The 20259-nt window shown below is 76.5% G+C and carries 22 protein-coding genes; 8 read left to right on the top strand and 14 right to left on the bottom strand.

What is annotated here, in order from left to right:
- The first annotated feature begins 105 nt into the window (after nucleotides 1-105).
- A complete protein-coding gene (locus BFL37_RS02785; protein WP_086513652.1) occupies nucleotides 106-543 on the top strand; it encodes a low molecular weight phosphatase family protein in 438 nt (145 codons plus the stop codon).
- 13 nt (nucleotides 544-556) lie between these two features.
- Here the strand turns inward: BFL37_RS02785 and BFL37_RS02780 are convergent, their stop codons facing one another.
- Complete coding sequence (locus BFL37_RS02780) at nucleotides 557-1183, bottom strand: TetR/AcrR family transcriptional regulator (protein ID WP_086513651.1); 627 nt, start codon at nucleotides 1181-1183, stop codon at nucleotides 557-559.
- 77 nt (nucleotides 1184-1260) lie between these two features.
- On the opposite strand from BFL37_RS02780, the gene BFL37_RS02775 reads away from it, so the two are divergent.
- Together BFL37_RS02775 and BFL37_RS02770 are read left to right on the top strand one after the other, a co-directional pair.
- Complete coding sequence (locus BFL37_RS02775; protein WP_086513650.1) at nucleotides 1261-2577, top strand: carboxylesterase family protein; 1317 nt, start codon at nucleotides 1261-1263, stop codon at nucleotides 2575-2577.
- A 161-nt stretch (nucleotides 2578-2738) separates the two neighbouring features.
- Nucleotides 2739-3524 carry a hypothetical protein gene (locus BFL37_RS02770; protein WP_241533815.1) on the top strand — a complete coding sequence of 262 codons (786 nt, stop codon included), beginning with the start codon at nucleotides 2739-2741 and terminating at the stop codon, nucleotides 3522-3524.
- Between the two features lie 16 nt (nucleotides 3525-3540).
- Here BFL37_RS02770 and BFL37_RS02765 read toward each other — a convergent pair whose 3' ends face one another.
- The 3 genes from BFL37_RS02765 to BFL37_RS02755 all read right to left on the bottom strand — a co-directional run bounded on the left by BFL37_RS02765 (nucleotide 3541) and on the right by BFL37_RS02755 (nucleotide 6839).
- Nucleotides 3541-4416 (bottom strand): alpha/beta fold hydrolase, encoded by an 876-nt coding sequence (locus tag BFL37_RS02765; RefSeq protein ID WP_086513648.1) that lies wholly within the window; start codon nucleotides 4414-4416, stop codon nucleotides 3541-3543.
- Nucleotides 4413-4979, bottom strand: a complete 567-nt coding sequence (locus tag BFL37_RS02760; RefSeq protein WP_086513647.1) for a GNAT family N-acetyltransferase — start codon at nucleotides 4977-4979, stop codon at nucleotides 4413-4415. Before BFL37_RS02760 ends, BFL37_RS02765 begins: the two co-directional genes overlap by 4 nt.
- Before the next feature lie 102 nt (nucleotides 4980-5081).
- Complete coding sequence (locus tag BFL37_RS02755) at nucleotides 5082-6839, bottom strand: DEAD/DEAH box helicase (RefSeq protein ID WP_086513646.1); 1758 nt, start codon at nucleotides 6837-6839, stop codon at nucleotides 5082-5084.
- A gap of 66 nt (nucleotides 6840-6905) precedes the next feature.
- Between BFL37_RS02755 and BFL37_RS02750 the strand changes: the two genes are divergently transcribed.
- Nucleotides 6906-7685: a DUF4184 family protein gene (locus tag BFL37_RS02750; RefSeq protein WP_086513645.1), complete on the top strand. Its 780-nt coding sequence runs from the start codon at nucleotides 6906-6908 to the stop codon at nucleotides 7683-7685.
- A gap of 942 nt (nucleotides 7686-8627) precedes the next feature.
- On the opposite strand, the gene BFL37_RS02740 is transcribed toward BFL37_RS02750, so the two are convergent.
- A complete protein-coding gene (locus BFL37_RS02740; protein ID WP_086513643.1) occupies nucleotides 8628-9482 on the bottom strand; it encodes a class I SAM-dependent methyltransferase in 855 nt (284 codons plus the stop codon).
- A 47-nt stretch (nucleotides 9483-9529) separates the two neighbouring features.
- Between BFL37_RS02740 and BFL37_RS02735 the strand changes: the two genes are divergently transcribed.
- Nucleotides 9530-10150, top strand: coding sequence for a helix-turn-helix domain-containing protein (locus BFL37_RS02735; protein ID WP_086513642.1), 621 nt, complete (start codon nucleotides 9530-9532; stop codon nucleotides 10148-10150).
- Here the strand turns inward: BFL37_RS02735 and BFL37_RS02730 are convergent.
- The 5 genes from BFL37_RS02730 to BFL37_RS02710 all read right to left on the bottom strand — a co-directional run bounded on the left by BFL37_RS02730 (nucleotide 10147) and on the right by BFL37_RS02710 (nucleotide 14486).
- Nucleotides 10147-11658, bottom strand: a complete 1512-nt coding sequence (locus BFL37_RS02730; protein WP_086513641.1) for a PASTA domain-containing protein — start codon at nucleotides 11656-11658, stop codon at nucleotides 10147-10149. The two genes, BFL37_RS02735 and BFL37_RS02730, sit on opposite strands and share 4 nt — an antisense overlap.
- A gap of 187 nt (nucleotides 11659-11845) precedes the next feature.
- Entirely contained in the window at nucleotides 11846-12070 is a 225-nt protein-coding gene (locus tag BFL37_RS02725) for a hypothetical protein (protein ID WP_086513640.1), read from the bottom strand.
- A gap of 169 nt (nucleotides 12071-12239) precedes the next feature.
- Nucleotides 12240-12863: an alpha/beta hydrolase gene (locus BFL37_RS02720; RefSeq protein ID WP_086513639.1), complete on the bottom strand. Its 624-nt coding sequence runs from the start codon at nucleotides 12861-12863 to the stop codon at nucleotides 12240-12242.
- Complete coding sequence (locus tag BFL37_RS02715; protein WP_086513638.1) at nucleotides 12860-13861, bottom strand: ring-cleaving dioxygenase; 1002 nt, start codon at nucleotides 13859-13861, stop codon at nucleotides 12860-12862. Before BFL37_RS02715 ends, BFL37_RS02720 begins: the two co-directional genes overlap by 4 nt.
- A 61-nt stretch (nucleotides 13862-13922) precedes the next feature.
- Nucleotides 13923-14486, bottom strand: a complete 564-nt coding sequence (locus BFL37_RS02710; protein ID WP_086513637.1) for a hypothetical protein — start codon at nucleotides 14484-14486, stop codon at nucleotides 13923-13925.
- Nucleotides 14487-14568: 82 nt separating this feature from the next.
- Here BFL37_RS02710 and BFL37_RS02705 point away from each other — a divergent pair, with 82 nt between their 5' ends.
- Nucleotides 14569-15696: a hypothetical protein gene (locus BFL37_RS02705; protein WP_086513636.1), complete on the top strand. Its 1128-nt coding sequence runs from the start codon at nucleotides 14569-14571 to the stop codon at nucleotides 15694-15696.
- A gap of 9 nt (nucleotides 15697-15705) precedes the next feature.
- On the opposite strand, the gene BFL37_RS02700 is transcribed toward BFL37_RS02705, so the two are convergent.
- The 3 genes from BFL37_RS02700 to BFL37_RS02690 form a co-directional block, all read right to left on the bottom strand.
- Nucleotides 15706-16176, bottom strand: coding sequence for a MarR family winged helix-turn-helix transcriptional regulator (locus BFL37_RS02700; RefSeq protein WP_086513635.1), 471 nt, complete (start codon nucleotides 16174-16176; stop codon nucleotides 15706-15708).
- Nucleotides 16173-16934 (bottom strand): alpha/beta fold hydrolase, encoded by a 762-nt coding sequence (locus BFL37_RS02695; RefSeq protein WP_086513634.1) that lies wholly within the window; start codon nucleotides 16932-16934, stop codon nucleotides 16173-16175. Before BFL37_RS02695 ends, BFL37_RS02700 begins: the two co-directional genes overlap by 4 nt.
- 75 nt (nucleotides 16935-17009) lie before the next feature.
- Nucleotides 17010-17450 carry an iron chaperone gene (locus BFL37_RS02690; RefSeq protein WP_086513633.1) on the bottom strand — a complete coding sequence of 147 codons (441 nt, stop codon included), beginning with the start codon at nucleotides 17448-17450 and terminating at the stop codon, nucleotides 17010-17012.
- 106 nt (nucleotides 17451-17556) lie between these two features.
- Here BFL37_RS02690 and BFL37_RS02685 point away from each other — a divergent pair, with 106 nt between their 5' ends.
- Nucleotides 17557-17826 carry a hypothetical protein gene (locus tag BFL37_RS02685; protein ID WP_086513632.1) on the top strand — a complete coding sequence of 90 codons (270 nt, stop codon included), beginning with the start codon at nucleotides 17557-17559 and terminating at the stop codon, nucleotides 17824-17826.
- A 67-nt stretch (nucleotides 17827-17893) separates the two neighbouring features.
- A complete protein-coding gene (locus tag BFL37_RS02680; RefSeq protein ID WP_086513631.1) occupies nucleotides 17894-19024 on the top strand; it encodes an SDR family oxidoreductase in 1131 nt (376 codons plus the stop codon).
- Here the strand turns inward: BFL37_RS02680 and BFL37_RS02675 are convergent.
- Nucleotides 19011-20258, bottom strand: coding sequence for a DUF418 domain-containing protein (locus tag BFL37_RS02675; RefSeq protein WP_086513630.1), 1248 nt, complete (start codon nucleotides 20256-20258; stop codon nucleotides 19011-19013). The two genes, BFL37_RS02680 and BFL37_RS02675, sit on opposite strands and share 14 nt — an antisense overlap.
- Nucleotide 20259 lies beyond the last annotated feature (1 nt).

The raw sequence follows: 20259 nt of genomic DNA, 5'->3' as shown, positions 1-20259 counted from the left end.
ACGGGTGCGCGGCCGGGCGGGATGCCCGGCCGCGCCCGTCGCGCGTCGGGATGCGAGGATCGTCGGGACGCCCCACCCGCGGGCGACGTCCCGACCGGAGGAACCATGGCCGAGCCCATCCCGCACGTCGTCTTCGTCTGCGCCCGCAACGGCGGCAAGTCCCAGCTGGCGGCCGCCCTCATGCGGCACGCGGCGGGGGACGCCGTCGCCGTCACCTCGGCGGGCACGGATCCCGGCTCCTCGCTCAACGCGCTCGCCGTGGAATCGCTCGCCGAGCTCGGCATCGACGTGGGCGACGAGCGCCCGAAGCCGCTCACCGACGACATGGTGCGCGCCGCGGACCTCGTGGTCGTGCTCGGCGCGGAGGCGCACGTCGACGGCGACCAGGACCTGGCCGTCGAGACGTGGATCACCGACGAGCCGTCCGAGCGCGGCATCGACGGCATGGAGCGCATGCGGCTCGTGCGCGACGACATCCGCGCACGCGTCGAGGAGCTGCGCGGGCGGCTCGGCGGCGGCGGGGGAGCGCCGGACGCGACCTAGGGGTCGACGCGCGCTAGGCGTCCACGCGCGCGGGGCGGTCGACGCGACGCGCCACGAGCGCGTCCACGTGCCGCTCGAGCACCCCGAGCGCGCGGGCGCTGCGGGCGGGATCCGGCTCCTCGACGAGCAGCTGCAGCGCCAGCCCCGCGAGCAGGGCCTGCAGGTGGTCGGCCTCCGCCGCGGGATCGGCGTCGGGCCGCAGCAGCCCGGCCGCCCGCAGCTGCGCGAGCTGCTCGAGGCACGTCTCGCGCGCGGCCGCGTGGGCGGCGGCGCGCACCTCGCCCAGTCGCGGGTGCGACGCCGCCTCCGCGAGGAGCGCCGCCGTGACCTCGGCCTCGGCCCGGCGGGCGTCGTCGAGCGGCAGGCGCTCCGCGAGGATCCGCACGGCCCGGCGCCGGGCGTCGGCGTCGGTGCGGCGGGTGCGGATCCGGCCGTCGATGCGCCGGGCGACGAGCGCGGTGGCGTGCACGACGAGGTCGATGCGGCTGGGGAAGCTGTGGCGCAGGGACCCGGTCGAGAGGCCCGCCTCGGCGGCGACCGTGCGGACGGAGACTCCGCTCGCGCCCTCGCGCCGGATGACCCGCCACACCGCCTCGGCGAGCTCGTCCTCGCGACGGGCGTGGTCGATCAGGCGGGGCATGGCGTCACGGTAGCACCGGGATCCGGGCCCTCCTCCGGCGGCCCGGCGAACGCCTCGGGAACGGTAGCGTCGATGGGATGAGCGCCTTCTCGCCGCCCTGCGGACCCGTCGTCGGCTGGGCGGACGGCGACGTCGTCCGCGCGACCGGGATCCCCTACGCGACCGCCGCCCGCTTCGCCCCGCCGGTCCCGCACCCCGACTGGACGGAGCCGCGCGACGCGACCGCCTGGTCGCCCGCGTGCCCGCAGCCGCCCATGGAGGAGCTCGACGCCGTGCTCGGGAGCTTCGCGGACCTCGCCGTGGACGAGGACTGCCTGCGTGTGTCCGTCACGATGCCGCGCGACGTGCGGCCGGACGACGCGCTGCCGGTGATGGTGTGGATCCACGGCGGCTCGTACGTCTCCGGCGCGGGCGACGTGCCGATCATGGATCCCGCCGCCCTCGTCGCCGAGCAGCGCGTGGTCGTCGTCACCGTGACCTACCGGCTCGGCCTCCTCGGCTACCTCGGCGACGGACGCGACCGGCCGGCGAACCTCGGCCTCCTCGACCAGCTGGCGGCGCTCCGCTGGGTCGCGCGCAACATCCGCGCGTTCGGCGGGGATCCGGACCGCGTCACGGCGTTCGGGCAGTCGGCGGGCGGGGACGCGGCGGCGCACCTGATGGCGGTGCCCGGCGCGGCGGGGCTGTTCCGGCGGGCGATCGTCCAGAGCGCGCCGCTCGGCATCTCGCGGGGCCGACGCCGCATGAGCGCCGCGATGGCGCGCGCGTCCCGCGGGCTCACGGCCGACATGCCCGTCGCGGACGTCCTCGCGCGCCAGCCCGAGGTGGAGCGCGCCGCCGCGCCGTTCGGGCTGCTCGGCGCGATGCCGTTCGGCACGCAGTACGGGCACGCGCCGCTTCCGCGCGAGTCGCGCCTCGAGGCGGCGTGGGATCGGGCGGCGCCCGGCGTCGACGTGCTGATCGGCAACACGGCGGAGGAGGCGCGGCTGTTCCTGCCGGGGATCCCGTGGCTGGCGCGCCTCACGCGGCTCCCGGTGGTGGGGCCGCTCGTGCGTCGGGCCGCCGTCGCGGCGGTGACGGGCATCGTCTACGGGCTCCCCGCGCGCCGCTTCGCCCGCCGCCACGCGCGCGCCGGCGGCACGGCCCACCGCTATGTGATCCGCTGGTCCGCGCCCGGCAGCCCGTTCGGCGCCGCGCACACCGTGGACCTGCCGCTGCTGTTCGGCGACGAGGACGCGTGGCGCGGCGCCGGGCTCCTCGCGGGGGCCGACTGGGAGGGGATCCAGCACGACGCGCGGCGCGTGCGGCAGGTGTGGGGAGACTTCGCGCGCGGGCGCATCCCGGGCAGGCAGCTGGTCCCGGGCGTGCTGGAGCTGCGACGCGTCGACGGCTGACGCGGGCGGCGCCGTCCCTCGACGCACCGCCTGGGTGATCCGCCGTGTCGCGCCACCCGCTCGGGGGCCGTGCCGTGCCGCCGACGCGGGCGCGGTCTCGGGCAGGCTGGGCGGGTCCGGATCCGGACGCCGCCCGCCCCGAGCCGCCCGCCAGGAGCCCCGTGACCCCGTCGAAGCCGTCCCGCACCGTCCGCGAACGCCGAGGGGCGATGATCTTCACGAGCGTCCTCATCGCCGTGATCCTGGTCTTCGCGGGCTCCGCCGTGCTCCGCCCCGGCGCCGTCCCGCTGTGGGCGTTCCTCGGGCTCACGGGCGCGGGCATCGCCGTGGGGCTCGTCGTCTACGCCGTGCGGAACGGCTGGATCCGCCTCCTGCTGCTGGTCGGCGTGCTCGGCGTCGCGTTCGCGCTCAACGCCTCGTCCATGGCGGGCGCGTCCGTCCCGTTCGTGGCGGGCACGCTCGTCGGCGCGTTCCTGTCCCGCGACGAGTGGCCGTGGCGCCGGAGCGCGGAGGAGCGGCTGCGGGAGAGCCACCCGCGGTCGCTCGCGAGCATCGGGCCGTGGTCGGGATCCGGCCTCACCGCCACCCTCGCCGAGGTACCCGTCGGGACCCGCGGCGCGACGGAGACCGGCGTGCTCCTCGAGTCGGGCGACGTGGCGGCGCGCGTCCGCGTCGACGAGCTGCACCGGCTCGTGACCGGCAGGGCGGGCATCGCGGAGTCGGTGGACTCCGACGACTCGGACGCCTCCGGCCGGACCGTCTACCTCACGCGCGTCGACTCGTCGTCGCCGGACTCGATCGTGGGGGAGGTCCTCGTCGGGCTCCCGGGCGACGCGCTCGCGTTCCTGCGCATCACGGATCCGATGCCCGCGGCGCCGACGGCCGTGCTGACCGGATCGGACCTGGTCGCGTTCCGGGAGTGGGCGCTGACGGTGCCGGCGCCCTGAGCCGCCGGGCGCGCCCTCAGAGGAGTCCCGTGCTGGCGACGGCGACCACGTCCGGATCCGTCACGGGCACCATGTGCTCGGAGCGCGGCGCCGGGATCCACGTGCCGTCCATCGCCGCCGCCGACGCCCGGTGCGCGCGCACGAGGTCGGCGCGCTGCCGCCGGGTCAGCGGGCCGGACGCCGTGCCCGAGATCACGCGGACGGGGACGCCGGGGAGCGTCGAGGCCGTCCCGGGGCGCGCGGCGAGCGACGCCAGGCCCGGCAGGACGTGCCGCTGCTCGGCCGCCGTGGCGCGCGCGGCCGGGACCGAGCCGGCAGCAGCCGCGGCGGCCGCGAGGAGGGGCGATGGCAGGCCAGCCAGCGCGATCCGGTGCAGCGGCGCGAGCAGGCCGAGGCGCGCGAGCGGCACGAGCAGCGCGGCCTGCGCGCCGAAGGCGACGCGCACGAGCGGTCCCGAGTAGGCGCGGGCGCGCTCGTCGCTCGGATCCACCAGCACCACGCCCGCGGTCGCGAGCCCGCGCGCGATCCGCCGGGAGGCGACCACCCGCACGACCGGCCCGCCCCAGCTGTGCCCGACGAGCACCAGCCGCCGATGCGGGAACGCGGCGATCACGGCCTCGAGGTCGTCCGCGAGGCGGGCGAGGTCGCGCGGCGCGGGATCCGGTTCGCTGCCGCCGAGGCCGGCGCGGTCGTAGGCGACCACGCGGTGGGTGCGGGCGAGGATCCCGTGCACGGGACCCCAGGTGAGCCCGCTGCCGCCGAGGCCCGCCTCCAGCACCACGAGGTCGTCGCCGTCGCCGGTGACCATGGCGCGGAGGCGGCGGCCGTCGGCGGTGGTGACCGTGACGTCGTGGCCGAGGAGGCCGGGGCGCGGCGGGGTGGGATGCGTCACACGAGCACGGGCCAGGGCCGCGGCGTGCGGTCGTCGGTGGCGAGGAGCCCGGCCAGCCAGTCGTCCTCGCGTCCGTCGCGGCCGAGCGCGCCGAGGCGGGCGATCCCCTCGAAGCGGAAGCCGAGCGCGCGGGCGACGGCGGCGGATCCGGCGTTCCCGGCGTACGCGCGCCAGCCGATGCGCGCGAGCCCGAGACCCGCGGACGCGTCGAAGCCGTGGTCGACGACGGCGGCGGCGGACTCCCGCATGATCCCGCGGCCGCGCGCGCCCGGCGCCAGCCAGTACCCGATCTCGGCCGCGCCGTCCGCGATGGCGTGCAGCCCCACGGTGCCCACGAGCCCGTCGCCCTCGACGACGGCCCAGGTGAGGCGCTCGCCCGAGGCCCAGCCGTCGGCGCAGAAGCCGGTGACGTAGGAGACGGCATCGTCCCGCGAGTACGGCACGGGGACGGGTACGTACCGCTGGATCGCCGCGTCCTGGCACGCGGCCTGGATCGCGTCGACGTCGTCGAGCGCGGGCGGACGGAGCGTGAGGCGCGGGGTGCGGAGGGTGACGGGATCCATCGGGCCACGCTACCGGCCGAGCGCGGATCGGCGACCGGCGCCGGACACGACGACGGCCCGCCGCCTCCGGAGAGGCGACGGGCCGTCAGGGCGATCGGCGGATCAGTCGCGGGGCTTCCGCCCGCGACGCTCGGGGGCCGCACCGCGCTCGGCGGCACGGGGGCCGCCGCGGTCGGGGCGGATGTCGATCGGCCGGCCGTTGATGACCGTGCTGGCGAGCCGGTCGATCTTGTCCTGCGGCAGCCCGGCCGGCAGCTCGACGAGCGAGAAGTCCGGGCGGATGTCGATGTGGCCGAAGTCCTCGCGGCTGAAGCCGCCCTCGTTCGCGAGCGCGCCGACGATCTGGCGGGGCTCGACGCGGTGGCGGCGGCCGACGTCGATCCGGTACGTCGCCATGTTGCCGCTGCCGCGCGCGGGACGGGCGCGGCGCTCGCCGCGGTCGTCGCCGTCACGGGACGGACGGTCGTCCCGACGCTCGCGCTCGACGCGCGGCGGGCGGAGGTCGTCGGCGGACAGCAGCAGCGGGGTGTCGCCCTGGGCGACGATGGCGAGCGCGGCGGCCACGTCGGACTCGACCACGTCGTGGTGGCTCACGTAGTGGCCCACGATGTCGCGGAACGCGTCGAGGCGCTCGCGGTCGGCGAGGGCCGCGGTGATCGCGTCGTCGAAGCGGGAGAGGCGCGTGACGTTCACGTCCTCCGCGCTCGGCATGCGCATCTCGGTCAGCGGCTGGCGCGTGGCCTTCTCGATGGCGGTGAGCAGGCGACGCTCCCGCGGCGTGACGAAGCTGATCGCCGCACCGCTGCGTCCGGCCCGGCCCGTGCGGCCGATGCGGTGGACGTACGACTCGGTGTCGATGGGGATGTCGTAGTTGACGACGTGGCTGATCCGGTCGACGTCGAGGCCGCGTGCCGCGACGTCCGTGGCGACGAGGATGTCGAGCTTGCCGGACTTGAGCTGCTCGACCGTGCGCTCGCGCTGCGCCTGCGCGACGTCGCCCGAGATGGCGGCGGCCGCGTACCCGCGGGCCCGGAGCTTCTCCGCGAGCGTCTCCGTCTCGTTCTTGGTGCGGACGAACACGATCATGCCCTCGAAGTTCTCGGTCTCGAGGATGCGCGTGAGGGCGTCGACCTTCTGCGGGTACGACACCATCAGGTACCGCTGCGTGGTGTTCGCGGAGGTCGTGGTCTTGTTCTTGACCGTGATCTCCTCGGGGTCCTGCAGGTACTTGCCCGAGATGCGGCGGATCTGCGCGGGCATCGTGGCCGAGAACAGCGCGATCTGCTTCGACTTCGGGGTGTCCGCGAGGATCGTCTCCACGTCCTCCGCGAAGCCCATCTTGAGCATCTCGTCGGCCTCGTCGAGCACGAGGAACTTCAGCTGCGAGAGGTCGAGCGTGCCCTTGTCGAGGTGGTCCATGATCCGGCCGGGGGTGCCGACGACCACGTGCACGCCGCGGCGGAGCGCCGACAGCTGCACGCCGTAGCCCTGGCCGCCGTAGACGGGGAGCACGTGCACGCCGCGCATGCCGGACGCGTAGCGCTCGAACGCCTCGCACACCTGGAGCGCGAGCTCGCGGGTGGGCGCGAGCACGAGGGCCTGCGGGGTCTTCTGGGAGACGTCGAGGTTGGAGAGGATCGGCAGCGCGAACGCGGCCGTCTTGCCCGTGCCGGTCTGGGCGACGCCGAGGACGTCGCGGCCGGAGAGGAGGGAGGGGATCGTGGCGGCCTGGATCGCGGAGGGCGTCTCGTAGCCCACGTCCTTGAGTGCCTTGAGCACCTGGTCGGAGAGACCGAGGTCGCTGAAGGTCGTGCGGGGGGCGTCCGTCTCGGGAGCGGAGGCGGTGTCGGAAGTGCTCATGGTCTAACGGTAGGGGGTCGGGCGCGGTGGGCGCCCCGCGCCGGGCGGGTGACGTCAGGATGGGGCATGCCCTTCACCGTCAGCCACGCCGTCGTCGCGCTGCCCGCCGTGCGCGGTCCGCTCCCCGCCGCGGCCGCCGCGGCCGTCGCGGCGGGCGCGATGGCGCCCGACGTCCCGCTGTTCCTGCCCGGCGGCCTCTCCTACGCCGAGACGCACGGGTTCCCGAGCCTCCTCGTGACGGCGCTGCCCGTGGCGGCGGCGCTGCTGGCGATCTGGCTGGTGCTGCTGCGGCCGGCGGCGGGCGCCCTGCTGCCCGGGCCGGTCGGATCCCGGCTGCCCGCCGCGTGGGCGCACCGGGCCCGGCCGACGTGGCGCGGGGCGCTCCTCGCGCTCGCCGCGCTGCTCCTCGGCGTGCTGACCCACGTGGCGTGGGACGCGTTCACGCACGAGGGGCGTGCCGGATCCCTGCTCCTTCCCGCGCTCGCCGAGCCGTGGGGTCCGCTTCCGGGCTTCCGGTGGATCCAGTACGCGTCGTCCGTGGGCGGGCTCGTCGTGCTGGGGGTCGGCGCCGTCCGATGGCTGCGGCGGACGGAGCGGCGCCCGGTCGTCGCGGGGCCGGGGGAGCGGACCCTGCGTCGCGCGCTGGCGGCGGCGCTCGCGGTCATCGCCGTGGCGGCCGTGCTCGTGCCCGTCGCGGTCGACGGCGTGCCGCGCGACCTCGACGCGCTCCGCGGCATCGTCTTCGTCGCCATCACGCGCGGCGGCGCCGGCGTGGTCGCCGCGGTGCTGCTGGCGGCGCTCGTCGTGCCGGTGCTGCGTCGGAGACGCGCGATCCCGCGCGGCTGACGCGTCATCCGCCCGATGCAGGCGACCCCGCCCCGCCGTGGCGCGGATCAGCCGGGCCGGGCGCAGCCGTGGAGCCCACGTCCTGTCGTCCGGTCGACCGCGGTGGTGCGCGAGCACGGCCGCGACGAGCATCGCCACGGACGCGCAGGCCGTGCTGGTGGCGATGACGCTCTCCGTGTGGATCGGGGTGTCGGAGTACGTGCCGCCCCAGATCACGGGCGCGATCGCGCACAGGGCCACGAGCTGGCCGACGAGGCCGCTGCCGAGGAGGAGGATCGCGCCGAGCGCGTCCCATGCCGTCCCGAGCGGGGCGCGTCCGCGGGCGACGGCGACGGCGACCGCGATGCATCCCGCGAGGTTGAGCAGGTACGTCGAGAGGTAGGTCCCGGCGAGCGGGCCGGGCGCGCCGGTGAGGCCCGAGACGAGTGCGTGGGCGCCGATGCCCGCGAACGTCGCCGCGATCACGGCGGTGCCGACGAGACCGACCCGCCCCGACATCCGGACGCTGCGCGCGATCGGGAGCACCGCGAGGGCGAGCAGGAGCGCACCGAGGCCGTGGGTCCTGGCCGCGTCATCCAGCTGCACCCACTCGGTGGAGGGGAAGGAGTGGTCGAAGCGGCTGTCCTGGACGCCGGCCACCGGGTCGTCCCAGGAGGCGGCCGCCGTGACCCAGCGCTGGAGCGAGGCGTCGAGCTGGAGCATCGCGGACGCGGCGAGGAGGCCGGCGGCGACGAGGCGCCAGCCGCCGGGGATCCGCGCGCGAGGCGGTGCCGGGTGCGCGGGCGGGAGGGTCGACGGCGGATCCGCGACGACCGGGCGATCGAGGTGCGTCATGCCCCGGGACTACCGCAGCTCCGGGTCGCGCGGGCCGACGGCGGACGATGTTCTTCCCCAGCCGGTGAATTCGCGGTGGCGCGACCTCGCCGCGTGCTCGGCGCGGAGTCAGCGCTGCCGGCGTCCCACGTACGCGGTGCGGGTCCCGCGGAGGCCGAGGCCCGGGATCCGCGCGAGCGCGTGCGGACCGTCGTCGTCGAGGAGCGCGTCGAGCACGGCGCGGTCGTCGGCGTCGAGGCGGTCCGCGGAGCGGTCGCGGACGCGGGTCAGCCAGGCGCGAGCGTAGGGGAGGGTCGCGGCCGCCGCGACCGGATCCGCCGGGTCCGGCTCGATCGGGAACGTGCGCGTGACGACGTCGACGAGCCCCGCGTCCCGCAGCCACGGCGCCCAGTCCGGATGGGAGGGGCCGCCGGTGCCGCCGTGCGTGACGGCGTCGTCGAGGCGGTCGGCGAGCCCCGGGCGGCCGAGGCCGGGTGCGAGGTCGTCCGGCAGGAAGCGCGGCGGGCCGGCCATCTCCACGACGGCGAGGATCCCGCCGGGCACGAGGCCGTCGTGGGCGCGCCGGAGGAGGCGCGCGGGGTCGGCGACCTCGTGCAGCACGAGCGAGGCCCAGATCAGGTCGGCGGGCGGCAGGGCGGGCCAGCCCGCGTCGAGGTCGGCGTGCACGGTGCGGATCCGGTCGGCGAGGCCGTCGACGACGGCGCGCTCGGCGACCCGGGCGAGCATGGCCTCGCTCGCGTCGACGGCGTGCACCTCGGCCCGGCCGAAGCGCCGCGCGAGGGCGACCGTGCCGGTCCCGGTCCCGGCGCCGAGGTCGACGACGACGCGGCCGGCGGCGTCGCGGGAGAGGCGGCGGATCCAGGTGGTCAGCTCGAGCTGGTGGGCGTGCAGGATCCGGGCGTCGAGGTCGAGCATGGCGGCGAGGGACGGGTCGGCGGTGCCGTGGGCGTGGTGATGGGGCATGGATCCAGGGTCGCGCCTGCCTGCCCCCGGCGCATACGATCTTGCCTATGACGCAAGAGCCCGATCTCGACGCCCTCGTCCGCCAGCGCATCCGCGGCCTCCGCGAGGCCCGCGGCTGGTCGCTCGACGCGCTCGCCGCCCGGTGCTTCCTCAGCCCGTCGACGCTCAGCCGCATCGAGACCGGTCACCGCCGCATCGCGCTCGACCAGCTCGTGCCGATCGCGCAGGCGCTCGAGACGTCGCTCGACGCGCTCATCGAGTCGGGCGACGACGCCGACGTCGTGATCCGGCCGCAGGAGGATGCGCAGCTGGGCCGGACGATCTGGATCCTCTCGCGGGGCAGCGGCGGATCCGGCGCCTTCGTCGCGAAGATGCGCATGACGCCCTCCCGGCCGCTCCCGCTCGACCAGCTCGGCGTGCACCCGGGCCGCGACTGGTTCACGGTGCTCTCGGGGACGGCGCGCCTGCAGCTCGGGGAGCGGACGATCCTCGTGGAGGAGGGCGACGCCGCCGAGTTCTCGACGATGGTGCCGCACGGCATCAGCGCCTACCGCGGGGTCGCCGAGATCCTCACGATCCTCGACCGCGACGGGCAGCGCGCGCACCTGCGGGCGACGGCCGCGGGTCGCGCCGCGGACGAGCCGGAAGGGGACGCGGGGGAGCGCTAGCCCTCGGCCGGCGGCGTCTCGGGCAGCGGCACCTCGGGCACCTCGGGCGCCTCGGGCTCCGGGGGCGCGGGCGGCGTCGTCGGCGCCGGCTCCTCGACGGGGGGCTCGGGCGAGGGCGCGGGATCCACGGGCGTGGGCGTCGTCGGCTCCGGCTGCGGGTCCGGCGTCGGGACGGTGGGCTCGTCGGTGGCCGGCGGGTTCGTGGGCGCGGGGTCGGAGTCGTTGTCCCCGTCGTCCCCGTTGTTCCCGCCGTTGTTCCCGGTGTTCCCGTTCCCGCCGTTGTTCCCGTTGTTCCCGCCGTTGTTCCCGTTGCCGCCGGTCGCGGGCGATCCCGGGTTCTGCGTCCCCGGTCGCGTGCCGGGGCGCGAGGGGATGCCGGGCGCCTTCGGCACGACCGGCGCCGCGATGCGGTCCGGAGCGGGAGTTGCGAGCGTCAGGGTCACGGTCGTGCCGGGCTCGACGCGCGTGCCGGCGGCCGGGTCCTGGCTCGCGACGATGCCGTTGTCCTGGCGGACGAACGCGCCGCCCCCGGTGCCGGCGAAGGCGATGCCGAAGCCGGACGCGGCGAGCGTGTCGCCGGCGTCGGCTCCCGTCATGCGCGTCACGTCGACCATCTCGACCAGGCCGTCGGCGGAGACCGGGAGCGGGTTGGCGAGATCCGTCGCGTCCGGAACCGGGCGGGAGTCGGAGATCTCGATGGTGTCGGGGTCGGCGACGGTCTCCTCGGGCGTCTCGAGCGTGGCGGCGACCGCTCCGCTCGCGATGAGCACGAGGGCGAGGCCGGCCGCGACGCCGCCGGTGGCTCGGGTGCGGACGCCGGGGATCCAGGCGGAGCCGCGGCGGATCAGGGGGATGAGCCCCGCGATGAGCGCGACGATGCCGAGCGCGATGAGGAGGCCGGGGATCCCGGCGATGACGGCGGCGGCGACCACGAGCACCGCGGCGACCGCGAGCGCGGCCCACGGCCACGTGCTGCGGCCGCGCAGGGCCGGCGCGGTCCCGGGGGCGCCCGGGGTGGGGGCGGACGCGGCGCTCGTGGCCGGGCGCGGCGGCGCGGGCACGCCGGCCTGCGGGGCGAAGCTGCCGGCGACGGAGGAGGCGCGCGGCGCGGGGGCGTCGAGGGGAGCGCCGGTGGGCGGAGCGAGGGGCGCGCCGGTGGGCGGCGCGATCGGGTAGCCGGCCGGGGGCGCGAGGGGCGCGCCCGTGGGCGGGGCCATCGGGGCGCCCGCGGGCGGGGCGTCGACGGACGCGTCGACGGCGGATCCGGCGGGAGCGGCGAGCGGGGCGGCGCCGGGCGCGTAGCCCTCGGGCAGCGGCGACTCGGTGATGAGGCGCGGCTCGGGCGTCGAGGAGGCGCGACCGGGGAAGACGCGGCGGCCGGAGACGAGCGCGGTCCAGCGGACGCCGTCCCAGAAGCGCTGGTTGCCCTCGCCGTCGCCGAACCAGCCGGGCTCGTCGGACGACGGCGTGACCGACGTCGGGGAGGCGGGCGGCGGGGTCGACGACATGGTGCTCCTCAAGAGAGCGTTCCCCAGGTGGGGAACTGCTCCTCGCTCAGGTTAGGCGGCGCTCGGCCCGAGCGGGAAGCCCGGGCGCGTCGTCCGGCGGCCTCCCGCACCCCCAGTCAGGGGCGCGACGGTCGGCGATCCCGGCGCGATCCCGCGGGCGGGGACCCTCGTCCCGCCCGGTCGGGAGTCACGCGGCGAGCGGCGCGGCGGGGCCGACGCCCGACGGCGCCTGGGCCCGCGCCGCGGCGAGCATCGGCCCAAGGTCGACCTCGAGGCTGCGCGTGCCCGCGTGACGGAGGCCGTCGGCGGTGCCCGCGAAGTCGACGCACGCGGGATCCCCGGGACGCGGGGCGGTGGCGGCGTGCGTGGCCGGCGGGGTCGGGGCGGTGGTGGGGGCGAGGGTGACGGGCACGGGATCCTCCTGATCCTGCCGCCCGGGCGGGCGGTGCACCCAGGCTCGCGGACCGGCCCCGTGGGCGCGTCCTCCTCGCGGCCCTGGCGCCTCGTCCCGAGGGACGAGGCGCGGGCGCCGGAGGGATGCCCTCGGCGCGCCTCGTCCGCCTCGTCCCTCGCCCCGGCGGTCAGCCGATGCGGATGCGCGCGCGGGCCGCGTCGAGGTCCCGCACGTCGAGCCCGTGCCCGCCGGGGCGCACATGCGACACGGCGTCGGCGCCGCGGGCGACGGCCTCGCGCACGGTCCGCTCCACGTCGACGAGCGGCGCCATGGGATCGGCGTCGCCGTTGAGCAGCGTGATCCGCGTGCCCGCGAGATCCGCGGCCGGCACCCGGTCGCCGAGCGGCCAGCGCGCGGAGAACGCGATGGACGCGGGCAGCGCCGTCGGGTGCAGCAGCGTGGTCGCCAGGGCCATGTTCGCCCCGTTCGAGAACCCGACGGCGACGATCGCGCGCCCGCCCAGGGCGTAGGCCGCACGGGCCTCGGCGACCAGGTCGGCCAGCTCGGCCGCCCGCGCGACCACGTCGTCGACGTCGAAGACGCCCTCCGCGTGCCGGCGGAACCAGCGGGCCGCGGATCCCTCCCGCACGCTCCCGCGCGGCGCCAGCACGGGCTGCCCGGGTGCCACGAGCCGCGCGAGCTCGAGGCCCTGCCGCTCGTCGGCGCCCGTGCCGTGGAGGCCGAGGATCACGGGGCCGGTGTCGGCACCGGGCTGGAACTCGTGGGGCGTGCGGTCGAGCAGCGCGCTCACGCGGCGGAGCCGTCGGCCGGGGACTCGACAGGAGCGTCCGCGTCGGAGGCGTCCTCGTCCGGCAGTCGCAGCGGCGGCACCGCGGCCTCGATGTCCGCGCGGCTGGGCTCGAGCCACGGCGGGAGGCGGAGGCTGCGGCCGAGCTCGAGCAGCGGCTCGTCGATGTCGAACCCGGGGGTGTCCGTCGCGATCTCGAACAGCACGCCGCCGGGCTCGCGGAAGTAGATGGAGGTGAAGTACTGCCGGTCGAGGATCTGCGTCACCTGGTGCCCGCGATCCACCAGCTCGTCGCGCCACGCCTGCTGCTCGACGAGGCCCGGGACGCGGAACGCGACGTGGTGCACGGTGCCGCCCGCGGTGAGGCCCTGCTGCGCGCCCGGCTCGGCGACGAGGTCGACGATCGCGCCCGGCCCGCCGTCACCCGCGGCGAAGCGGAAGCGGCCGTCGCGCTCGCCCACGAGCCGGAGCCCGAGGTCGTCCGTGAGGACGGACGCCGTGCCCGCGGGATCGCGCACCGTGAGCACCGAGGAGTGCTGGCCGCGGATCGCGTGCTCGGCCGGCACGTCGGCGGAGTCCCACGGCGCCCGCGGGTCCACGACGGAGGAGGCGACGAGGTCGATCTGCAGCCCGTCGGGGTCGCGGAGCGAGAGGCGCTCCTCCTCGGATCCGGTCGACGAGATCTGCGAGGCGACGCCGACCTCGCGCAGGTGCTCGGCCCACCAGCCGAGGCTCCCGGCGGGCACCGAGAACGCGGTGGTCGTGGACTGCCCCGCGCCGACGCGGCCCGCGGGCACGCCCTTCCACGGGAAGAAGGTGAGGAGGGATCCGGGCCGGCCCTCGGTGTCGCCGTAGTAGAGGTGGTAGCTGCCGGGACTGTCGAAGTTGACGGTGCGCTTGACGAGCCGGAGGCCCATCGCGCGCACGTAGAAGTCGACGTTCCGCTGCGGGTCGCCGCCGATGGCGGTCACGTGATGCAGTCCCTGGGTGCTGGCGGTCATGAGGCGCTCCTTCCGCGCGGCCCGGTCGGGCCATGTCCATGCAAACGCATGGGACGGCGGATCATTCCCGGGACGCCTCCGCGGCGGCGGTGCCGGCCCCGGGATCGGCGGTGCGGGCGATCTCGCGGTGCACGGCGGCCTCGTACTGCGCGCGGTCGAAGACCAGGTCCTCGTGGAGGGGGTCCGGCTCGGCAGCCCACGGTGCGAGGTCCTCGGGTCGTTCGCGTCCGAGGAGGCGTCGCATCCATCTCCTGATGCCCGTCGGCGCGGACTCCCACATGCCCGGGGGCCACTCGAAGCGCACACCGGTCCACAGGACGCGGTCCTCCGTGATCACCAGGTCCGCGGCGACGTAGCCGCAGTAGGGATCGCCGCACGCGGTGCACATGAGCAGGGCGATGCGCCCGGGTGGCAGACCCTCGACCACCGAGGGGCCCGAGCCGAGGAGGGAGGCGAGGTACGCGGGCGCGTCCCACATGGGCGCGCTGTGCACGTCCCACGCCACGGACACGTCGGTGAGCGCCTCCTCGGCGCCGACGTCGTCGAGGGTCAGATCGCGCTTCCGGGCGCCCGGTTCGTACGGGTCGTCGACGGAGGCGAAGCCGAGGCGGGCGAGGTCGGTCATGGGGAGATGCTCTCATCCGGAGGGTGGCGAGGGCATCGAGGCGCGATCGGCCGCCTACCCTGGATCGACGAGGGGGACGCCCATGGACCTGCGCTGGCTGAGCGCGCCCGAAGACGAGGTAGCGGCCGCGATGCGGAGCGTGCGGCAGGGTGCGCGCCCGTCGTGGGTGCCGTCGCGCCGGAAGGTGCTCGCGCACGTCAACGACTCGCTCCTGCTCTGGGGCCTCTGCCTCGTCCTCATGTACTGGGGCGTCGTCACCGACGGCATGGGCGACGGCACCGTGACCCCGTCGACGATCGCGGGGCTCGCGGGGGCGGCCGTGGTGCTCGGCGTCTGGTTCCTCGGATCGCGCCTCCTGCACCGGTGGGCCGCCCGCCCGCCGTCCCCCAAGGCCCGGGGGCGGGAATGGCGGCAGCACCTCACCGCGCTCGCCAACGGGTTCGAGCCCCAGCCCAGCGGCGGCCGCACGTTCCGCGCGCTCATCACGGAGGACGCGGGCGGCGTCCTCGTCCTCCCGCGCTTCCGGGCCGCGGGCGTCGAGTTCGGGAACGTCGTGCGCAAGCGCGCCCGTCGCACCGGCTGGAGCTACGTGGCGGTGACGCTGCCCGTGCCGCTGCCGCACCTCCTGCTCGACGCGACCGCGAACGACTCGCACGGCGGTGTCCTCCCGGCGAGCGTGCGCCGCGACCAGCGCCTCTCCCTCGAGGGCGACTTCGACCGGCACTTCCGCCTCTACGCGCCCGCGGAGTACGAGCGCGACGCCCTCTACCTGCTGACGCCCGACGTGATGGCGGCGCTCATCGACGACGCGGCGGACTTCGACGTGGAGATGGTCGACAGCACCCTCGTGTTCTTCCGCCGCGAGCTCGCCGACTTCGCGGAGGCCGGGCCGTGGGAGGCGACAGGCCGGATCCTCGACGGCGTCGCCGCGCGCATCCGGCGCCGCGCGGTCCGGTACCGCGACGAGCGCGTCCTGCTCGGCGACGGCGATCCGGCCGCCCCGCTGCGGGCCGACCTCGATGAGCAGCCGCCTGACCCGCGCGAGCCGCGCATCGCCGCCGACGGCCGCCGCCTCGACGTGCGCGACCGCCGCACGGGCGCGATCGGCTGCCTGGGCTGGTTCGCGTGGGTGGTCTTCCGCTTCCTGCTGCTGTTCGTCCCCGCGGTCTTCGCGTTCGCCGGCTTCATGTCCATCGTCGACGGGCGCTGACGCGGGGCGTCAGGTCGTCGTGCCCGCGCGATCCGCCCGACGCAGCGTCAGGGCGTCGAGGGTCGGCCGTCGGTCGAGGAGACGGCGGAGCGCGCCGATCGCGGCCGTGAGCTCTCCCTCGTCGAGCGCCCCGCCGATCGCGTCGTGCACGGCGGCCTCGGCGGCGCGCACGTCCGCCACCCGGCTCCGGCCCTCGGCGGTCAGGCGCAGCACGACGCTGCGGCGGCTGCGCGGGTCGGGATCCCGGTGCACGAGGCCGCGGCGCACGAGCGCGTCCACGAGGCGGCTCGGCGATCCGGCCTCGCAGACCATACGCGCGCCGAGGGCGGCGAGGCTGATCCCGGGCGCCTCGTCGAGCACGACGACCGCCTCCGCCTGCGCGGGCGTCAGCCCGGTGGGTCCGAGCGCCGCCGCGTACGCGCGCGCCCCCTCCCGCTGCGCTCCGAGGATCAGGTAGCGGAGCTCCTCGGCGGGGCTCACGCCGCGGCCGTCGCCGCGTCGACGGCGGTGCCCACCTCGGTCCGCACGAAGGCGTCCACGGCGTCCGCGTACTGCTCCGGATGCGTGAACCGGAGCATGTGCCCGGTGCCGGGCAGCACCCGCTCGCGCGCACGGGGCAGGCCGTCGCGGAGGGCGGCGGCCGCGGCCGGCCCCACGAGCCGGTCGTCCTCCGGCGTCAGGAGCAGCGTCGGCACGGCGATCCGGTGCAGGCGCGCCCGCACGTCGAATCCGACGACGGCGGCGACGCGGGCGGAGTAGGCGGCCGCGGGCGTGTGGACCCGGAACAGCTCCCGGTAGTCGCGCCGCGTCAGCCGGTGCGGGGCGGATGCGTCCAGCCGGGAGGCGAGCTGCGCCGCATGGAAGCGGAGGACCCCCTGCTCGTAGGCCACCCGCGGGACGTGCCGGGCGAGGGACGCCGCGCGCGTCTTCCAGGCGGGGGTCGGATCCGCTGCGAAGCCGCCGGAGAGCACCAGCCCGGCGAGCGCGGCCGGTCGGCGGAGCGCCAGCGCCAGGCTCACGACGGCGCCGAAGGAGTCGCCCACGAGCACGTAGCGCGGCAGGTCCGCGACCGCGTCCTCGAGGGCGTCGGCCGCCTCGTCGACGCTCGCGGCGTCGTCCGGGAGCCGGAGCGTGCGCGTCGGGTGCGCCGCGAGGGCGGTGAGCGGCGCGAAGTCCCACGGCGCCCCGGAGAAGCACGGGACGCCGACGAGGGTGGGCGCGGAGGTGATCGATGACATGACATCAATCTACGGTCACCGTCCCGCGCGGGGGAGCCCCCGATCGGGCACGCCCCCGATCGGGCGGCGGCCCGCTCAGCCGCCGACGGCCCGCCGCACCAGATCCGCCACGCGCTCCTCGTTCGCCGGATCCACCGCGGTGAGCGCGTACGAGGTCGCCCACATGGTGCCCTCGTCGAGGAGGGCCGGATCCTGGAAGCCGAGCGTCGAGTACCTCGTGCCGAACTTCGATCCCGGCTGGAAGAACACGACGGGCTTGCCGTCCGCGTCGGCGTAGGCGGGGAACCCGTACCAGGTCCTGGGCGCGAGGCCGGGCGCGTGCGCGAGCACGATGCCGTGCAGCCACTCGGCGAGCGCGCGCTCCTCCGGGGGCATGGCGGCGAACGCGTCGAGCACGCCCTGCAGCGCCGCCGCCTGCTTGTCGGCGGCCTTCTGCAGCTTCGCCTCCTCGCGCAGCTCGCGGGCGCGCTGCTTCATCGCGTCGCGCTCGTCCTTCGAGAATCCGGTGTCGGCCATGTCCGCTCCCTCGCGTGGTGGTGTGCCTGGAGCGTGGCAGGCGAGCCGGGGAGTCGACAAGCGCCCCGCGGATCCGCACCCCGGCCGGACGGGGTACCGTCGGACCATGAGCACCCACGAGCAGGACCAGCCCATCATGGACGGCGCCGGCGAGGCGACCGCGGATGAGAAGCGCGCCGGTCTCGCCGAGCAGGTCGCCTACGACCACAAGGACGACGGATCCGACGCCATGGCCGCCGACCTCGACCGCCGCATCGCCGACGCCGGCCTCGGCGACGGACCCGCGGATCCGGCCGCGACGCAGGCCACCTCCACCGGCCGCGACGGCGTCGACGGCGAGGCCGACGCCGAGGTGGACGGGCCGCACCCCGCCTGACCCCACCGACACGCCCACGAGGAGCCGCCCGGAATGCCCGGGCGGCTCCTCGTCGTTGGGGACGGGGATGACCGAGAACCGAGAGACCCGCGTCCGCACGCCCGCCCCCGCCGCATCCCCCCGCTCCGACGGGACCGGCCGCACGGCCCTCGTCGTCGGCGCGACCGGCATCAGCGGATCCGCGCTCGTCGACCAGCTCACCGCCGAGGGCTGGGACGTTCTCGCGCTCAGCCGCCGGGCCGGGGCGGACCGCCCGGGGGTGCGCTGGATCAGCGCCGACCTCCGCTCCGCCGACGACCTCCGCCGCGCGCTCGCCGGCGAGGAGCCGAGCCACGTGTTCTTCACGGCGTGGTCGCGCCAGGCCACCGAGCAGGAGAACATCGACGTCAACGGCGGCATGGTGCGCGACCTCCTCGCCGCCCTCGACGGCGCGCCCGTCGAGCACGCCGCGCTCGTCACCGGGCTCAAGCACTACCTCGGCCCGTTCGAGGCCTACGGGCAGGGGAACATGCCCGACACCCCGTTCCACGAGGAGGAGGAGCGCCTCGACGCGCCGAACTTCTACTACGCGCAGGAGGACGAGCTGTTCGCCGCCGCCGAGCGCCAGGGCTTCGCGTGGTCGGTGCACCGCTCGCACACCGTCATCGGGCACGCGGTCGGCAACCAGATGAACATGGGCCTGACCCTCGCCGTCTACGGATCCATCTGCCGCGACCTCGGCCTCCCGTTCGTCTTCCCGGGCAGCGAGACCCAGTGGAACGGCCTCACCGACGTCACCGACGCGACCGTGCTCGCCGACCAGATGGTCTGGGCGTCCACCGCCGAGGCCGGCCGCGACGAGGCCTTCAACGTCGTCAACGGCGACGTCTTCCGCTGGCGCTGGATGTGGCCGCGCCTCGCCGCGTACTTCGGCGTCGAGCCGGTCGGCTTCGAGGACGCGCCGCGTCCGCTCGAGCAGCAGATGGCGGGCTACGAGGACGAGTGGGCGCGCATCGCCCGCGAGGCTGGGCTGGCCGAGTCCGACCTGGACCGGATCGCCTCCTGGTGGCACACCGACGCCGACCTCGGCCGCGACATCGAGGTCGTCACCGACATCAGCAAGAGCCGGCTCGCCGGCTTCCACACGTTCCACCGCACGCTCGACAGCTTCCTCGGGCTGTTCGACCGCTACCGCACGGAGGGGCTCATCCCGCGCTGACGGGCTGCCCGGGCGCCGCGGGTCCCGCCGCCGGGCGCGGTCCGTAGCTGAGGCGGCGGATCGCCCGCTCGGCGGGGCCCGCCCGGCCCACGCGCTCGAGCGCCACGGCCACCGCCACGGTGACGAGCCACACGCCGATCGCGATCAGCGCGATGCGGCCGGTTCCCGCGCCGACGCCGAGGCCGAGCGACCACGGCTCCAGCAGGATCGCGAACAGCACCGACTGCAGCAGGTAGCAGGTCAGGGAGCGGCGGCCCACGGCCACGAGCGCGCGGAGCACCGGGCCGGGCGCCGGATCCCCGCGGCGGGCCCGCGCGGCGACCGCCCAGCCCACGAGGCCGAGCAGCCCGAGCGCACCCCCGACGCCGGTCGCGCCGTGCAGGACGCCGAGCAGGTAGAGCGCCACGGGATCCGCGTCGAGGGCGCCCACGGCCGCGAGCACGAGCGGCAGCGCGCCGAGCACGCTGACCGGCATCCCGACGAGCGCGAGTCGGCGCAGGAGCGGCAGGTGCGCGGCCGGGTCCTCGAGCACGCGGCGGCGGCCGAGCAGTATCCCGATCGCGGCCAGCGGCACCAGCGCGCCCACCGTCACGGGCGTCGCGACGAGGATCGCGGCCAGGGCGACGGCGCGGCTCGCGAGGTCGCCGAGGAAGGTGCCGTCGCCGCCGAGGAGCGCGCCGGATCCGTCGCCGCCCGTGAGGCCGTCCGCCCCAGCCACGATGAGGAACACGATCGCGGGCGCCCACACGAGCACGCGGAACGCGCGGTCGCTCGCGCGGTACATGGCGGCGAGGGCGAGCCCGAGGATCCCGTACGACAGCAGGATGTCGCCCTCGAACAGCAGCACCACGTGCAGCGCCCCGAACACGATGAGCCACGCGCTCCGTCGGAGGAGCAGCCGTCGGGCACGCGGCCCGTCGACGCCCGCGGCGGCCTGGCGCCGCAGGATCACCGCGAAGCCGTACGCGAAGAGCATCGTGAACAGCGGGAAGGCCCGGTTGTCGACGAGCGTCCCGACGAGCACGTCGGCGACGTGGTCGAGCGCGGTGCCGTCCGTCGGGCGGCCGAGCGGACCGGTCGGGCGGTCGACGATGAAGTAGACGGAGTTCGCGAGCGCGATACCGAGCAGCGCGATCCCGCGGAGGAGGTCGGGCGCGAGGCTGCGCTCCCCGGCGGACGTCGGGCCGGCGTAGGCGGCGGGCGCGGGCGGGGGCGTTCCGAGGAGGGCGGTCACC

Source organism: Clavibacter michiganensis (genome assembly GCF_002151125.1).
GTDB lineage: Bacteria > Actinomycetota > Actinomycetes > Actinomycetales > Microbacteriaceae > Clavibacter > Clavibacter michiganensis_C.
This window is presented reverse-complemented; position numbering and strand designations above follow the sequence as displayed.

Bases quoted from the DNA above. Each gene is read 5' to 3' on its own strand.
- BFL37_RS02710 (WP_086513637.1), bottom strand. From the start codon at position 14,486: ATGACCGACCTCGCCCGCCTCGGCTTCGCCTCCGTCGACGACCCGTAC.
- BFL37_RS02685 (WP_086513632.1), top strand. From the start codon at position 17,557: ATGAGCACCCACGAGCAGGACCAGCCCATCATGGACGGCGCCGGCGAG.
- BFL37_RS02690 (WP_086513633.1), bottom strand. From the start codon at position 17,450: ATGGCCGACACCGGATTCTCGAAGGACGAGCGCGACGCGATGAAGCAG.
- BFL37_RS02715 (WP_086513638.1), bottom strand. From the start codon at position 13,861: ATGACCGCCAGCACCCAGGGACTGCATCACGTGACCGCCATCGGCGGC.
- BFL37_RS02750 (WP_086513645.1), top strand. From the start codon at position 6,906: ATGCCCTTCACCGTCAGCCACGCCGTCGTCGCGCTGCCCGCCGTGCGC.
- BFL37_RS02785 (WP_086513652.1), top strand. From the start codon at position 106: ATGGCCGAGCCCATCCCGCACGTCGTCTTCGTCTGCGCCCGCAACGGC.
- BFL37_RS02705 (WP_086513636.1), top strand. From the start codon at position 14,569: ATGGACCTGCGCTGGCTGAGCGCGCCCGAAGACGAGGTAGCGGCCGCG.
- BFL37_RS02695 (WP_086513634.1), bottom strand. From the start codon at position 16,934: ATGTCATCGATCACCTCCGCGCCCACCCTCGTCGGCGTCCCGTGCTTC.
- BFL37_RS02760 (WP_086513647.1), bottom strand. From the start codon at position 4,979: ATGGATCCCGTCACCCTCCGCACCCCGCGCCTCACGCTCCGTCCGCCC.
- BFL37_RS02730 (WP_086513641.1), bottom strand. From the start codon at position 11,658: ATGTCGTCGACCCCGCCGCCCGCCTCCCCGACGTCGGTCACGCCGTCG.
- BFL37_RS02735 (WP_086513642.1), top strand. From the start codon at position 9,530: ATGACGCAAGAGCCCGATCTCGACGCCCTCGTCCGCCAGCGCATCCGC.
- BFL37_RS02780 (WP_086513651.1), bottom strand. From the start codon at position 1,183: ATGCCCCGCCTGATCGACCACGCCCGTCGCGAGGACGAGCTCGCCGAG.
- BFL37_RS02740 (WP_086513643.1), bottom strand. From the start codon at position 9,482: ATGCCCCATCACCACGCCCACGGCACCGCCGACCCGTCCCTCGCCGCC.
- BFL37_RS02775 (WP_086513650.1), top strand. From the start codon at position 1,261: ATGAGCGCCTTCTCGCCGCCCTGCGGACCCGTCGTCGGCTGGGCGGAC.
- BFL37_RS02755 (WP_086513646.1), bottom strand. From the start codon at position 6,839: ATGAGCACTTCCGACACCGCCTCCGCTCCCGAGACGGACGCCCCCCGC.
- BFL37_RS02680 (WP_086513631.1), top strand. From the start codon at position 17,894: ATGACCGAGAACCGAGAGACCCGCGTCCGCACGCCCGCCCCCGCCGCA.